This window comes from Streptomyces sp. NPDC049597 (assembly GCF_040675505.1).
In the GTDB taxonomy this organism is placed as follows: Bacteria; Actinomycetota; Actinomycetes; order Streptomycetales; family Streptomycetaceae; genus Streptomyces.
The window spans coordinates 87101-101485 of record NZ_JBFAOY010000001.1 but is presented as its reverse complement, the minus strand read 5'-3'; the positions used below and the strand labels follow the sequence as shown (position 1 = coordinate 101485).

Here is a 14385-nt window from a genome sequence, read left to right as displayed (position 1 = left end):
GGCCGCCAGGCCTCGGCGGGACCCAGGTGCCAGGTCCGGGGCGGAGCCCGGCAGGACCGCCCCCACCCGCGACGCGCCCCGCCTCAGCCCCGCAAGGGCAGCGCCTGCCCCGCCACCACCAGCAGCACGTGCTCGCACTCCTCGGCGAACGCCGCGTTCAGGCGGCCCAGTTCGTCGCGGAAGCGGCGGCCCGACGCCGTCGCCGGGACCACGCCCGAGCCGACCTCGTTCGTGACCGCCACCACCGTCCGGCTCGTCTCCCGCACCGCGGCGACCAGTTCGGCCGTCCGCGCGCGCAGCGTCCGCTCGCCGTGCGCCGCCCATTGCTCGTCGTCCCACGCCCCCGCCCGGTCCATCGCGTCGGTCAGCCACAGCGACAGACAGTCGATCAGCAGCGGCGGCCCGTCCTCGCCGAGGAGCGGCGCCAGGTCGCACGTCTCGGTCGTCCGCCACGAACCCGGACGCCGCTCGCGGTGCGCGGCCACCCGCGCCGCCCACTCGGGGTCACCTTCGCGGCGCCCGCCGGTCGCGACGTAGAGCACGTCCGGGAACGCCTCCAGCCGCCGCTCGGCCTCCAGCGACTTGCCCGAACGTGCCCCGCCCGTCACCAGTGTGCGCCGGGGCACGTCCGGGACGGCGTGGTACTCGCCGACGATCAGCGTCGTCCCGTCCGGCACCGCCCGCGCCCCCGCGGCCGCCAGCCGCCGCGCCAGCTCGGGACCGCCGGGTACGTCGTGGTCCAGGTGCACGGCGATCACGTCGGTCGTGGAGCCGATCGCCCCGGCGGCCCGCAGCCGCGCCACCGCGTCGGGCCGCCCCATGACATCGGCGACGACCATCTCGTACGCCGCCAGCCCCTCGGCCAGACCGGCCGGAGCCGCACCCGGCGGAAGGTACAGCAGCCGCTCGCCCTCCGGTGACGTCACCTCGTATCCGGTGCCGGGATGGTCCACCGACACCGCCCGCACCCGGTGACCGCTGATCAGCGTCAGTTCCCGCCCGTCCGGGACCCGGCCGGCCGACGGCAGCCCGGCCGGGAGATCGACGGCCGGCCCGTCGTGCGGGTGGGTCAGCAGCACCTGGCGTACGCCGACGAGCGAATGCCCCGCCCGCGCGGCCGCCAGCGCGGCGCCCGGTGTGAGGTCGAGCAGCAGCGCGCCGTCCACGAGCAGCGCGGTGGCGGCGCGCGCCTCGGCGCCGCGAGCGGTCGCGCAGACGGCACACGGGCAGTCGGGACGGGGGAGTCCGGCGGGCGCGCCGGTGCCGAGCAGAGTCAGTTCCACGTCCCTGATCCTCCCGCGTCCCCCCGGCGGGTGCGCGCCCGGCTACGCTGCGGGCAGCAAACCGATCAGCTGCCAGGACCCGGAGGCGCACATGGCATGGACGTGGCGGTTCGAGAAGTCCGACGGTACGGAGGTGCAGCCGGCCGTGGAGCCGGAGGAGTTCACCACCCAGGGCGACGCCGAGTCGTGGATCGGTGAGCACTGGAAGGAGCTCCAGGAGGGCGGGGCGGACCAGGTGGTGCTGTCGGAGGACGGGTCGAAGATCTACGGCCCGATGAGCCTCCACGCGTCGTAGCCCCGGCGGACGGCGCTCCGGGCCACGCCGAGGGCGTGGCCCGGCCCGTACCCCGCCGGGAATCGCGCGACCCCAGGGCGGCGACGGACCCGGCGCGACGGCCCCGGGCTGACGTCACAGCTCGCCCAGCGTGACCTCCGCCGTGCGCCGCGACCCGCCCCGTTCGTACGTCACCGTCACCTTGTCGCCCGGCTGCCGCGGGGCCAGCGCCTCCGCGAGCGACGTGATGGTCGTGATCTCCTCGTTCCCGACCCGGGTGATGATGTCGCCTGCCCGCAGCCCCGCCTCTTCCGCCGCACCGCCCGCCACGACCTCGACCACCGCCACACCGGAGGGGGTGTAGTCGTCGTCGAGGACCGTACGGCCCGTGATGCCGAGTGCGGCCCGGCCCGAGTCCGTGACCCGGCCCGTCCTGATGATCTGGTCGGCCACCGTGCGCACCATCGAGACCGGGATGGCGAAGCCGATGCCGGGCGCCTGCCCCTCGCCCAGCGCGGGGTCCGTCGCGGCGAGCGTCGGGATGCCGATGACCTCGCTCTCCATGTTGACCAGCGCGCCCCCGCTGTTGCCCGGGTTGATCGCGGCCGAGGTCTGCACCATGTTGGCGATCGTCGCCCCGGTCCCGCCGGCCGGGTCGGTCTCGCTCACCGTCCGGCCGACGCCCGAGACGATGCCCTGCGTGACGCTGCTGGACAGACCCAGGGGCGAGCCCATGGCCAGCACGATGTGCCCGACCTGGACGGTGGAGGAGTCCCCGAACTTCGCCGCCTTCAGACCGTCGGGCACGGACTGAAGGCGGATGACCGCGAGATCCTGTTCCGGGTACGAGAAGACCAGCCGCGCCGTCGTCGGCGCCTCTCCCGTGGCCAGCGTCACCCGGAACGACCGGGCGTCGCCCACCACATGCGCGTTGGTGACGATGTGTCCCTTGTCGTCGTAGACGACCCCGGAGCCGAGGCGCTCTGCGGCCTCGATCTGCACGACCGACGGGAGCACGTTCTCGATGACGGCCAGGTAGTCGTCCTCCAGCTCGTTCGCGGCCGTCGGCGCCATGGCGTGCGCCTCCTCCCGGGCCGACGGCTCGGACCGCTGCGGCGGTGACGCCTGCGAGCAGCCGACGACGAGCGCGGCCGCGCAGAGCACGGCCGCTGCGGGCACCGGAAGGCGGCGTGGCGGACGGCGGCGCGGGGAGCGGCTCATGCCCGGAGTATCCCTTTTGCCCCTCCGGGGCTGCCTGCCGGGAGCCGCCGATCAGGGGCCGGACGGGCCGCGCAGCCAAGGGCCTGCGGCGGGGGGCCCGCGTCGCCAAGGGCCCGCGGCGGGAGGGCCCGCGGGCCCGCTGGAGACCCGTCGCCCTCAGGCCCGCCACCGTCGCCCTAGGCCCGCCGCACTCCGCACAGGTGCAGCAGCGCCGCCACCCTCCGGTACGGGTCGACGCGCCCCGCCCGCTCCTCCGCGGCGAGCAGCTGCTGGAGCTCCTCCGCCGGGGGCAGCTCGACGTCGTTGCCGACGTTGTCCGTGAAGACCCGCACCCCGTACCACGCGTGCAGCGGAGCGTTGATCCCCTCGAGCGTCTCCGTCAGCGCCGCCAGCCGGTCGGCCCGTACGGTCAGCCCGAGCCGGTTCGTGTACATGTCCGTGTCGAACGCGGCCCTGGCCGCCGGCCAGTCGCCGGCCAGCCCCGGCCGCATCGCCAGCGCGTCGCCGTTGCGCACGAGCAGGGACAGCAGTCCGCCCGGCGCCAGCATCCGCGCCAGGCCGGCGAGCATCGCGTCCGCGTCGGCGACGTACATGAGCACCCCGTGGCACAGCACCACGTCGAAGCTGCCCGGCAGGAAGTGGACGCCGGTGTCGCGCCCGTCGCCCTCGATCAGCCGGACCCGCTCGCGGATCCCGGCAGGTTCACCGGCGAGCGCGTCACGCGCCGCCTTCAGCATGACCGGGTCGGACTCCAGGCCCGTGACCGCGTGCCCGGCCCGCGCCAGCCGCAGTGCCTGCGTGCCCTGGCCCATGCCCACGTCGAGCACCCGCAGCCGCTGCCCGACCGGGTAGCGGCCGGAGATCTGCTCCTCCAGCTGACGGGCGACGAGCTCCTGGCGCACGGTGTTGCGCAGTCCGCCCGCACCCGCGAGCCACTCGGCCGACGCCCCCGTGAAACCCGCGGGCTCGGCGGAGTGCGACCTCAGGGCCGCTCTCCGCGCTTGACCTGCGGCTTGGGGAGGCGCAGCCGGCGCATCTGGAGCGTACGCATCAGGCCGTACGCGACAGCGCCGCGCTTCGGCTCGTTCGGGAAGCGCTCACGCAGTTGCTTCTTGAGCCGGATCGCCAGACCGATGGAGTCGATGACGATCAGCACGATCACGCCGAGCCACAGCAGCAGGGCGATGTTCTGCAACTGGGCGACCCGGATCATGCTCAGCACGAGGATCACCACCGCGAGCGGCAGGAAGAACTCGGCGATGCAGAAGCGGGAGTCGACGAAGTCGCGCACGAAGCGCCGCACCGGGCCCTTGTCGCGGGCGGGCAGATAGCGCTCGTCACCGCTGGCGAGGGCCTCGCGCTGCCTGGCCAGGTCCGCACGGCGGGCCTCACGCTGGCGCTTCATCGCCTCCTTGCGGTCCAGCGGTGGACTGGACGCACGGCGGCGCTGGCCCTGGGCCTCACTGCGCTTCGGCGTCGGGCGGCCCTTGGGGGCCTCGGGGTCGCGGGGCTGCTTGGAGAGGTCCGCCGTCACCTTTTCGGTGGGGGCCTTCTCGTCCTTGGAACGGCTACGGAACACAAAGCCCAAGGGTACGGGGTGCCAGGCATGGACCCCACCCCGGCGGGGAACGATCCCGCAACGGCATGCGTCCGTAAAGGACACAAGCACCACAGAGCGGACGGCGCGTGACGGGCCCCTGACGATCACCTACTCCCTGGGCCGGATCGGAGCCGTCCGCAGTCGTCCTTGGGGAGGAGCGCATCCGCACTCGAACAGTGCGGTAATGGATGCAGGGCCCGTACTGTGGGTTCTGTTGGAGTGGTGAAGCCGAGTCCGTCAGAAGGGGGCGCGCGAAGCCCATGAGCGGTGTCATGAAGCGTATGGGGATGATCTTCCGCGCGAAGGCGAACAAGGCCCTTGACCGGGCCGAGGATCCGCGCGAAACCCTCGATTACTCGTACCAGAAGCAGCTGGAGCTGCTGCAGAAGGTCCGCCGCGGAGTCGCGGACGTCGCCACCTCCCGCAAGCGCCTCGAGCTCCAGCTCAACCAGCTCCAGGGCCAGTCCGCCAAGCTGGAGGACCAGGGCCGCAAGGCGCTGGCGCTGGGCCGCGAGGACCTGGCGCGCGAGGCGCTCTCCCGCCGCGCGGCGCTCCAGCAGCAGGTGACCGACCTGGAGACCCAGCACCAGACGCTGCAGGGCGAGGAGGAGAAGCTCACGCTCGCCGCGCAGCGGCTGCAGGCCAAGGTCGACGCCTTCCGCACGAAGAAGGAGACGATCAAGGCGACGTACACCGCGGCCCAGGCGCAGACGCGGATCGCCGAGTCCTTCTCCGGCATCTCGGAGGAGATGAGCGACGTCGGCGTCGCCATCCAGCGGGCCGAGGACAAGACCGCGCAGCTCCAGGCGAGGGCGGGTGCGATCGACGAGCTGCTCGCCTCCGGCGCCCTCGACGATCAGTCGGGCCTGGCGAAGGACGACATCCAGGCCGAGCTCGACCGCCTCTCCGGCGGCACGGACGTCGAGCTGGAGCTCCAGCGCATGAAGGCCGAGCTGGCCGGCGGCCCGGCCCAGCAGCAGGCGATCGAGGGCGGCGCGGGCCGTCAGGACGCGGCGCAGCAGCAGAGCACCCCGAAGTTCGACAAGCAGTAGTCCCACACGAGACGAGGACTCGTCATGATCGTACGGATCATGGGGGAGGGACAGCGGGAGGTGGCGGACAGCCACTTCCCGGAGCTGAACAAGCTCGACGACGAGCTGCTCGCGGAGATGGAGAGCGGGGACGGCACCGGCTTCCGCCGGACGCTGCACGCGCTGCTCGAAAAGGTCCGCGAACTCGGCGAGCCGCTGCCCGACGCTTCCCTGGAGCCGTCCGAGCTGATCCTTCCCGCGCCGGACGCGACGCTGGAGGAGGTCCGGGAGCTGCTGGGCGAGGACGGTCTGATCCCCGCGGCCCCGGAAACGGAGTCCCCCCGCACGGCCCCCTCCGACGACCCGACCCCGGTGGAGCCCCCGGACTGACGGGCTCCGGGCCCCGTACCACCCGTCGTGCGGTGTGGGGCGCCCGGGGCGGAGCCCTGGGTGACGGATCCGGACACCCCGTAACGTAGCCGGACGTGACCTCACTCGCCGACCGGGCCCTGCGGACCCAGCGCTGGCTGCGCGACCACCCCCTGGCGTTCGACGCCGCGCTCGCGGTCGCCGTGCTCGCCTGCATGGTCACGGGGTCCTTCGCCGACCCGCACGGCCCCCACGGCCCCACCTTCGGCACCCGCACCCCCGAGGTCCGCAGCGCCGTCCTGATGGTCGTCGCCGCGGGAGCCCTCGTCTTCCGGCGGCGCGAGCCGATGGCCGTGCTCGGCGTGACCGGTCTCGTGTCCGTCGTCGAGCTCGTGGCCGGCGATCCCGCCGCGCCCGTCGCGATGAGCGCCGTCATCGCCCTCTACACGGTCGCGTCCACCACGGACCGGCCCACGACCTGGCGCGTGGGGCTGCTGACGATGGCCGTGCTGACCGGCGCCGCGATGTCCTTCGGCTCCACGCCCTGGTACACCCAGGAGAACCTCGGCATCTTCGCCTGGACCGGCATGGCGGCCGCCGCGGGGGACGCGGTCCGCAGCCGCCGCGCCTTCGTGGACGCCATACGGGAGAGAGCCGAGCGCGCCGAGCGGACCCGCGAGGAGGAGGCCGGACGCCGCGTCGCCGAGGAGCGGCTGCGCATCGCCCGCGACCTGCACGACGTCGTCGCCCACCACATCGCCCTGGTCAACGTGCAGGCCGGTGTCGCCGCCCATGTCATGGACAAGCGGCCCGACCAGGCCAAGGAGGCCCTCGCCCACGTCCGTGAGGCGAGCCGCTCCGCGCTCAACGAACTGCGCGCCACCGTCGGCCTGCTGCGCCAGTCCGGCGACCCCGAGGCGCCCACCGAACCGGCCCCCGGTCTCGCCGTCCTCGACGAACTGGTCGCCACCTTCCGCCAGGCCGGACTGCCCGTCGAGGTCGCCCGGGCCGACGACGGCGTCACACCGCCCGCGGCCGTCGACCTCGCCGCGTACCGGATCATCCAGGAGTCGCTGACCAATGTGCGCAAGCACGCGGGCCCGGAGGCCAGGGCCGAGGTGAGCGTGGTGCGCGTCGGCTCCACGCTGGAGGTGACCGTCATCGACAACGGCGTCGACGGGCAGGCCCCCTCGGACGGCGGCGGCCACGGACTGATCGGCATGCGTGAACGGGTCGCCGCCCTCGGTGGCGTGCTGACCGCGGGCCCCCGCTACGGCGGCGGCTTCCGGGTGCAGGCGATACTGCCCCTGCATGCGCGGGCGGCCCGCGCGGGGGAGGACCGATGAGCATCCGGGTGCTGCTGGCCGACGACCAGACGCTGCTGCGCAGCGCGTTCAGGATCCTCGTGGACTCCGAGCCGGACATGGAGGTCGTCGCCGAGGCGGCCGACGGCGCGGAGGCCGTCGCCCTCACGCGTTCCGCGCGCGCCGACGTCGTCCTCATGGACATCCGCATGCCCGGCACGGACGGGCTCGCCGCGACCCGCATGATCAGCGCGGACCCCGACCTGTCGCACGTACGGGTGGTGATGCTGACGACGTTCGAGGTCGACGAGTACGTCGTGCAGTCGCTGCGCGCCGGCGCCTCGGGTTTCCTCGGCAAGGGCGCCGAGCCCGAGGAGCTGCTGAACGCGATCCGCGTCGCCGCCGCCGGAGACGCGCTGCTGTCCCCGGCGGCGACCAAAGGACTGATCGCGACGTTCCTCGCCCAGGGCGGCCGTTCCGACGGCCCGTCCGAGCCCGGCGCGTACTCCGAGCGGCTGTCCGCCCTCACCGGCCGCGAGCGCGAGGTGCTGGTGCTCGTCGCCGGCGGGCACTCCAACGACGAGATCGCCGACCGTCTCGAGGTCAGCCCGCTCACCGTCAAGACCCACGTGAACCGGGCCATGGCGAAGCTCGGCGCCCGCGACCGGGCCCAGCTGGTGGTCACGGCGTACGAGTCCGGACTGGTGCGTCCGAGGGCGGAGTAGCCCGCCCGTCGCCCCGGACGGGGCCGCGGCGACGCCCTGGACCGGACGGACCGGACATACGCCGAGGGGCGCTCCGCCTTCCGGCGGGGCGCCCCTCGGCGTACGGGCGAACGGCTACGGCAGCGCGAGCATCCGCTCCAGCGCCAGCTTCGCGAAGCTCTCCGTCTCCTTGTCGACCTGGATGCGGTTGACCAGGTTCCCCTCGGCCAGCGACTCCAGCGCCCACACCAGATGCGGCAGGTCGATGCGGTTCATCGTGGAGCAGAAGCAGACCGTCTTGTCGAGGAAGACGATCTCCTTTCCCTCGTCCGCGAAACGATTCGCCAGACGACGGACCAGGTTCAGCTCCGTGCCGATCGCCCACTTCGAGCCCGCCGGGGCCGCCTCCAGCGTCTTGATGATGTACTCGGTCGAGCCCACGTAGTCCGCGGCCGCGACGACCTCGTGCTTGCACTCGGGGTGCACCAGCACGTTCACCCCGGGGATCCGCTCGCGCACGTCGTCGACCGAGTCCAGCGAGAAGCGGCCGTGCACCGAGCAGTGCCCGCGCCACAGGATCATCTTCGCGTCGCGCAGCTGCTCGACCGTGAGCCCGCCGTTCGGCTTGTGCGGGTTGTAGACCACGCAGTCGTCCAGGGACATCCCCATGTCGCGGACGGCGGTGTTGCGGCCCAGGTGCTGGTCGGGCAGGAAGAGGACCTTCTCGCCCTGCTCGAAGGCCCAGTCCAGCGCCCGCTTCGCGTTCGACGACGTACAGATCGTGCCGCCGTGCTTGCCGGTGAACGCCTTGATGTCGGCCGAGGAGTTCATGTACGACACGGGAACGACCTGCTCGGCGATGCCCGCCTCCGTCAGCACGTCCCAGCACTCGGCGACCTGCTCGGCCGTGGCCATGTCGGCCATCGAGCAGCCGGCCGCGAGGTCGGGCAGCACGACCTTCTGGTCGTCGGTGGTCAGGATGTCCGCCGACTCGGCCATGAAGTGCACACCGCAGAAGACGATGTACTCGGCCTCCGGCCGCGCCGCGGCGTCCTTGGCCAGCTTGAAGGAGTCACCGGTGACGTCCGCGAACTGGATGACCTCGTCACGCTGGTAGTGGTGCCCGAGGACGAAGACCTTGCTGCCGAGCTTCTCCTTGGCCGCGCGGGCGCGCTCCACCAGGTCCGGGTCGGACGGCGAGGGCAGGTCGCCGGGGCACTCGACACCGCGCTCGCTGCGGGGGTCGGCCTCGCGGCCGAGCAGCAGAAGGGCGAGCGGCGTCGGCTGGACGTCGAGCTCGGGGCGGGTTGGGGCGGTGGTCACGACACGCACCCTTTCTTCGTCTGACAGAGGGCCTTCTCGTCTATTTGACGCTATCTATCATAACCGGTTCACGTCACTTTGACGATGGCCATAGCGTCGATGTGACGCATCCCCTCTCCACAGGTCGGTGCCTTGCGCCGACCAGGTGTGCGAGCATGAAAGGGAAAGACTAGGGCTCACCCGGAATGAATCCGGGACCCGGCCGGTTGCACCCGTCGGCAAGCAGGCTCCGTACTACCCGGGAGAGAAGCAGATGTCCGTATCGGACGAGACCACCAGCGTGAGCGACGGCATCCTCCTGTCCGACGCCGCCGCGGCCAAGGTCAAGGCCCTGCTGGACCAGGAAGGCCGTGACGATCTGGCGCTGCGCGTCGCTGTTCAGCCCGGCGGCTGCTCCGGTCTGCGCTACCAGCTGTTCTTCGACGAGCGTTCGCTCGACGGCGACGTCGTCAAGGACTTCGGCGGCGTCAAGGTCGTCACCGACCGCATGAGCGCCCCGTACCTGGGCGGTGCGTCGATCGACTTCGTCGACACCATCGAGAAGCAGGGCTTCACGATCGACAATCCGAACGCGACGGGCTCCTGCGCCTGCGGCGACTCGTTCAGCTGAGACATCCCGTCCTCGCTCGGCGAAAGGCGGCGGCTCCGATTCCGGGACCGCCGCCTTCGCCGTACGCGGGCCGTGCCTCCTGTCGCGGCTATCCCTTCCGGGGCAGCGCCTTGCCCGTGCTCGCGTCCACGACCTTCCGGTCGTCGAGGGGCGCGTCCAGCGTCACCGACTCCGTCAGCTCCTTGGCCATGGCGATGCACACCCGGTCGGGGTCCGGACGCGGCTCGACGATCTCGACCCGCACCTCGTCGGCGCTCTCGGTCGCCCGCGCCTCGTAGTCGCTGCACACCCCGCCCCAGAACGTCACCTTCAGCGTCCTGCCCTCGGCGCTGTACGAGATGGCAGGCGGTGACGGGACCTTCGTCTCCGGGTCGCTCGGCGTGACGTCCTTCTGCGGCGGCTCCGCGGGCTTGAGATACGCCGGCTCCACCGCGGGATGCGTGACCGTGAACGGCTCGGCCTGGCCCTTGGCCGTCACCTGGAACAGCCAGGACGGCACCAGCGCCTGCCGCCCGTCCACGTACTGCGCCGCCAGACCGAAGACGGCCTTCTCGATCGTCAGCTCCTCCGGCGCGGGGGTGCCGGCCGCCGGATCGCACGGAGCGTCGGGCCGCTCGCCCGTGCGGACGTCGTCCTTGTGCGGTACGGGCGTCGCGCAGCCGCCGATGCCGACCGGCCCGCCGCCCTTCCCGGCCTCGTTGAGCGCCTTCACCGCCTCGTCGGCGGAGATCACCGGATAGGTGTGGGACTTCACGGGCTTCTTCAGCTGCCCGCTGCCGCCCACGACCTGACCGTCCGCGCCGACCTGGATGCCGGTGGTCCAGCCGTACGTGGGCAGGCCTCCCACCACCGGGTCCGCGTTCACCACCCGTACCGCGCCCATCAGCTGGCGGGCGTCGAGCTTCGCGTCGTCCTGGCCGGCCGCGGCCAGCACCGGCGCCGCCGCCTTCTTCGCCGCCGCCTCGTCGACCGCCGGTCCGGGCTCGCCCCGCGCGACGGAACCGCCTGCCGGACAGTCCTTGCCCTTCGGGCAGTCGTCGCCTCCGGGCGCGGCCCCGTAGCGGGCGAAGGTCCAGGTGCCCGGAGCGTCCTTGTTCACCTGGAGGAGGGGGCCCGCGCCGTCCTTGTCTGACCCGGTCTTCCAGACCGCACCGGCCGACCGCGGGGGACCCGCCACACCGAGCGCCTTCGCCAGCCGCGCGATCTCGGCCTCCGTCACCGAGCCGGCCGCCCGGTGCACGGCCGCCCGCTCGGGCCCCTCGGGCAGGTCGCCCGCGGCGCGGTAGACCACGCCGCCGCCGTTCGGGTCGGGCTCGCCGGGAGCGATGGAGCCCGCACCGCCGTCGACGCTCCCCGGCATGTCCAGGGAGAGCAGCGGAGCGGGTCCGCCCTTGCCGGCGTCGCTCCCGGCGTCCGCCGCCGTGTCGCTGCCGCTGCCCACGCCGGTGGTCGCGACGTACGCCCCGCCTCCCCCGGCGACCAGCACTGCCGCCGCCACGGAGGCGACGACGAGGGGGGAACGCCGGTGGCGGGGGCTGTCGTGCGTCTTGTCCGTGCTGCTCACCGCATCGCTCCTTGTCTCGTGCCTCCTGCTGCGGAGGGCACGGATGGGACGGAGCGGGGGAGCGTGTGGTTCCCTCGCGTCGCCCGGCCGGGTCGCCGGATCAGTCGCCGTAGTCGGACATCGCGTCCAGGAGCCGGGCGGATGCGGGAGGCACCACGACCCCGTGGATGAGCGAGTGGTGCACGGGCGCGGGCGCCTTCACCGCGGGGACGACCCAGTGCGGTGCCATGCGCGCGCAGTCACCGCGCAGCTGGTCGAGACTCATCTCGGACTCCCGCGACTCGCGCGCGGCGATGTGCTTGGTCATAGCGGCACCGTACGCACCGGGGACTGACGGAAAAAAGCCCTACTATCGGGTAGTTTCCGCCCAGGGAACGGGTCCGGGACCCGGTAGCGTGGACTGTCACTGCCAACCCGCCCCAGGAGCGCCTCACCGTGCGTATCGCAGTCACCGGCTCCATCGCCACCGATCACCTCATGACCTTCCCCGGCCGCTTCGCCGACCAGTTCGTCGCGGACCAGCTGCACACGGTCTCCCTGTCCTTCCTCGTCGACAACCTCGATGTGCGCAGGGGCGGTGTCGGGGCGAACATCTGCTTCGGCATGGGCCAGCTGGGCACCGGGCCGATCCTGGTCGGCGCGGCCGGCTCGGACTTCGACGAGTACCGCGCCTGGCTCGACCGCCACGGCGTGGACACCGCCTCGGTGCGCATCTCCGAGGTCCTGCACACCGCCCGCTTCGTGTGCACCACGGACGCCGACCACAACCAGATCGGCTCCTTCTACACGGGCGCGATGAGCGAGGCGCGCCAGATCGAGCTCAAGTCCGTGGCCGACCGGGTGGGCGGCCTGGACCTGGTCCTGATCGGCGCGGACGACCCGGAGGCGATGCTGCGCCACACGGAGGAGTGCCGCTCCCGCGCCATCCCGTTCGCCGCGGACTTCTCGCAGCAGATCGCGCGCATGGACGGCGACGAGATCCGGATACTGCTGGACGGTGCCGCGTACCTGTTCTCCAACGAGTACGAGAAGGGCCTCATCGAGTCCAAGACCGGCTGGACCGACGCGGAGATCCTGGCGAGGGTCGGCCACCGCGTCACCACGCTCGGCTCCCGGGGCGTCCGCATCGAGGCGGCGGGCGAGGAGACGATCGAGGTCGGCTGCCCGGAGGAGGACGCCAAGGTCGACCCGACGGGCGTGGGCGACGCGTTCAGGGCCGGCTTCCTGTCGGGCCTGTCGTGGGGTGTGGACCACGAGCGGGCGGCGCAGGTGGGCTGCATGCTGGCGACGCTGGTGATCGAGACGCTGGGCACGCAGGAGTACACGCTGCGGCGCGCGCACTTCATGGAGCGCTTCACCAAGGCGTACGGCGACGAGGCGGCCTCCGAGGTCCACGCCCACCTGTCCTGACCCCCGCGAGGCGCTGCCCACCGGTCCTGACCGCTGGGCGGCGCGCCGACGAGTCGCGCCGCCGCGCAAAGACCTATGCGCGGCGGCGCACCACGTACGCCACCCCCACCTCCGCCTCCCGTTCCCCCACGTACTCCTGGCCCCGCATCCCGCACCACGCCGGGATGTCCAGCCGGGCCGCCTCGTCGTCCGAGAGCACCGTCACCGTCGCGCCGACCGGCACGTCGCCGATCACCTTCGCCAGCTCGATGACCGGGACGGGGCACCTCCTGCCCAGCGCGTCCACGACGAGCGACGCGTGGGAGCCGGACGGCTCCGCCGAGGGCGCCGGCGCGCCGAGCCGCTCGCGGACCGACGACACCACCCCCGGCAGCACCTCCAGGAAGCCGTCCACCTCCTCGGAGGTCGTACCGAGCGGAAGCGACACCCGGACGTTCCCCTCCGACAGCGCTCCCATCGCCCGCAGCACATGGCTCGGCGTCAGCGTGCTGCTGGTGCACGACGAACCGGACGACACCGAGTAGCCCGCACGGTCCAGCTCGTGCAGCACTGTCTCTCCGTCGACATAGAGACAGGAGAAGGTCACCAGATGGGGGAGCCGCCGCACCGGGTCGCCGACCACCTCCACGTCGGGCACGAGCTCCGGCACCCGGGTGCGGATCAGGTCCACCAGGGCCCGCAGGCGTACGGCCTGCTCCGCCGCCTCCGCACGGACCGCGCGCAGCGACGCCGCCGCCGCCACGATCGCCGGGATGTTCTGGAAGCCCGGCGCGCGCCCCGACTCCCGCTCGTCGACGGGACCTTGCGGGGCGAACCGGACACCCTTGCGCACCGCGAGCAGCCCGACCCCCGCCGGACCGCCCCACTTGTGCGCGCTCGCGGCCAGCAGCGACCAGTCGCCCTCCACCGGCCCCCACGGCAGGGACTGCGCCGCGTCCACCAGCAGCGGCACGCCCGCCTCCCGGCAGGCGGCGGCCACCGCGCCGACCGGCTGCTCGGTGCCCACCTCGTGGTTGGCGGACTGGAGACAGGCCAGGGCCGTCCCGGTGCCGAGGGCGGCGGCGAACTCGTCGGCGGACACCGAGCCGAGCCGGTCCACCCCCACCTCCGTCACCGACCCGCCGGCCGACTCCCACGAGGCCGCCGCGTGCAGCACGGCGGAGTGCTCGACGGAGGACACCACGAGGTGGCGGCCGACACGCCGACGCGCGGCGAGCGCGCCCGAGATCCCCGAGTGAAGGGCGTGCGTGCCCGAAGGAGTGAAGACGATCTCGTCCGGGCGGCAGCCGACGGCCTCCGCGGCCGCCTCCCGGGCGGCGTCCAGGAGCAGTCTCGCCCGCCGCCCCTCGCGGTAGAGCCGGGCCGGGTCGGCCCAGCCCTCGTCGAGCGAGGCCTGCAGGGCCTGACGTGCGACGGGGTGCAGGGGAGCGGAGGAAGCGGCATCGAAGTAGGGCACGTCCTCACGCTAACTCCGGACAGGAAAGGGAGCGTCAGATGGGGGTCGGAGCGGTGCATTCCGGGCCTCGGGACCCGGCTTTCCATCCCTTCGGGGTGCCGGACGGCGCGTTGGGCACCCTCCCCGCGCGACCCCAAATGGCGTCCAGTAGGGTTTGGTCCGCATAAACATCCAAACCCCTGCCCGCGTCAGGGCCGGCGACCGACCAGCGAGACGGCCGCAGCCGGTCGCGCGGG

The 14385-nt window shown here is 72.9% G+C and carries 14 protein-coding genes and 1 pseudogene; 7 read left to right on the top strand and 8 right to left on the bottom strand.

The features are described 5' to 3' along the window. Positions 1-83: 83 nt before the first annotated feature. Entirely contained in the window at positions 84-1283 is a 1200-nt protein-coding gene (locus AB0K02_RS00470; protein WP_365990115.1) for a bifunctional adenosylcobinamide kinase/adenosylcobinamide-phosphate guanylyltransferase, read from the bottom strand. A 91-nt stretch (positions 1284-1374) separates the two neighbouring features. On the opposite strand from AB0K02_RS00470, the gene AB0K02_RS00465 reads away from it, so the two are divergent. After that, positions 1375-1578 (top strand): hypothetical protein, encoded by a 204-nt coding sequence (locus AB0K02_RS00465; RefSeq protein ID WP_177153585.1) that lies wholly within the window; start codon positions 1375-1377, stop codon positions 1576-1578. A 114-nt stretch (positions 1579-1692) separates the two neighbouring features. Here AB0K02_RS00465 and AB0K02_RS00460 read toward each other — a convergent pair whose 3' ends face one another. The 3 genes from AB0K02_RS00460 to AB0K02_RS00450 form a co-directional block, all read right to left on the bottom strand. Next, entirely contained in the window at positions 1693-2778 is a 1086-nt protein-coding gene (locus AB0K02_RS00460) for a trypsin-like peptidase domain-containing protein (RefSeq protein WP_365990114.1), read from the bottom strand. Between the two features lie 176 nt (positions 2779-2954). Beyond that, on the bottom strand, positions 2955-3680 hold the full coding sequence (locus AB0K02_RS00455; RefSeq protein ID WP_365990113.1) for a methyltransferase domain-containing protein: 726 nt from the start codon (positions 3678-3680) through the stop codon (positions 2955-2957). Positions 3681-3760: 80 nt separating this feature from the next. Then, the gene (locus tag AB0K02_RS00450) at positions 3761-4357 is read right to left on the bottom strand and encodes a DUF3043 domain-containing protein (RefSeq protein ID WP_365990112.1); all 597 of its coding nucleotides are present in this window, start codon (positions 4355-4357) and stop codon (positions 3761-3763) included. 281 nt (positions 4358-4638) lie between these two features. Between AB0K02_RS00450 and AB0K02_RS00445 the strand changes: the two genes are divergently transcribed. The 4 genes and pseudogenes from AB0K02_RS00445 (at position 4639) to AB0K02_RS00430 (ending at position 7807) form a co-directional block, all read left to right on the top strand. Continuing rightward, positions 4639-5430: a PspA/IM30 family protein gene (locus tag AB0K02_RS00445; protein WP_365990111.1), complete on the top strand. Its 792-nt coding sequence runs from the start codon at positions 4639-4641 to the stop codon at positions 5428-5430. Between the two features lie 24 nt (positions 5431-5454). Further along, positions 5455-5727 (top strand): annotated as a pseudogene (locus AB0K02_RS00440) (hypothetical protein); the annotation flags it as partial. A 167-nt stretch (positions 5728-5894) separates the two neighbouring features. After that, positions 5895-7124, top strand: a complete 1230-nt coding sequence (locus AB0K02_RS00435; RefSeq protein ID WP_365990110.1) for a sensor histidine kinase — start codon at positions 5895-5897, stop codon at positions 7122-7124. Beyond that, positions 7121-7807 carry a response regulator transcription factor gene (locus AB0K02_RS00430; protein WP_365990109.1) on the top strand — a complete coding sequence of 229 codons (687 nt, stop codon included), beginning with the start codon at positions 7121-7123 and terminating at the stop codon, positions 7805-7807. The genes AB0K02_RS00435 and AB0K02_RS00430 overlap by 4 nt, the downstream gene beginning before the upstream one ends. A 114-nt stretch (positions 7808-7921) precedes the next feature. On the opposite strand, the gene nadA is transcribed toward AB0K02_RS00430, so the two are convergent. After that, on the bottom strand, positions 7922-9118 hold the full coding sequence (gene nadA, locus AB0K02_RS00425; protein ID WP_177153578.1) for a quinolinate synthase NadA: 1197 nt from the start codon (positions 9116-9118) through the stop codon (positions 7922-7924). Positions 9119-9362: 244 nt separating this feature from the next. On the opposite strand from nadA, the gene AB0K02_RS00420 reads away from it, so the two are divergent. Next, positions 9363-9719, top strand: a complete 357-nt coding sequence (locus AB0K02_RS00420) for an iron-sulfur cluster assembly accessory protein (protein WP_365990108.1) — start codon at positions 9363-9365, stop codon at positions 9717-9719. 88 nt (positions 9720-9807) lie between these two features. Here the strand turns inward: AB0K02_RS00420 and AB0K02_RS00415 are convergent, their stop codons facing one another. Together AB0K02_RS00415 and AB0K02_RS00410 are read right to left on the bottom strand one after the other, a co-directional pair. Beyond that, positions 9808-11283, bottom strand: coding sequence for a hypothetical protein (locus AB0K02_RS00415; protein WP_365990106.1), 1476 nt, complete (start codon positions 11281-11283; stop codon positions 9808-9810). 100 nt (positions 11284-11383) lie between these two features. After that, complete coding sequence (locus AB0K02_RS00410) at positions 11384-11590, bottom strand: hypothetical protein (protein ID WP_365990105.1); 207 nt, start codon at positions 11588-11590, stop codon at positions 11384-11386. A 128-nt stretch (positions 11591-11718) separates the two neighbouring features. Here AB0K02_RS00410 and AB0K02_RS00405 point away from each other — a divergent pair, with 128 nt between their 5' ends. Continuing rightward, positions 11719-12693, top strand: a complete 975-nt coding sequence (locus tag AB0K02_RS00405) for a carbohydrate kinase family protein (protein ID WP_365990104.1) — start codon at positions 11719-11721, stop codon at positions 12691-12693. Positions 12694-12766: 73 nt separating this feature from the next. Here the strand turns inward: AB0K02_RS00405 and AB0K02_RS00400 are convergent, their stop codons facing one another. Further along, on the bottom strand, positions 12767-14149 hold the full coding sequence (locus tag AB0K02_RS00400; protein ID WP_365990103.1) for an aminotransferase class V-fold PLP-dependent enzyme: 1383 nt from the start codon (positions 14147-14149) through the stop codon (positions 12767-12769). Positions 14150-14385 lie beyond the last annotated feature (236 nt).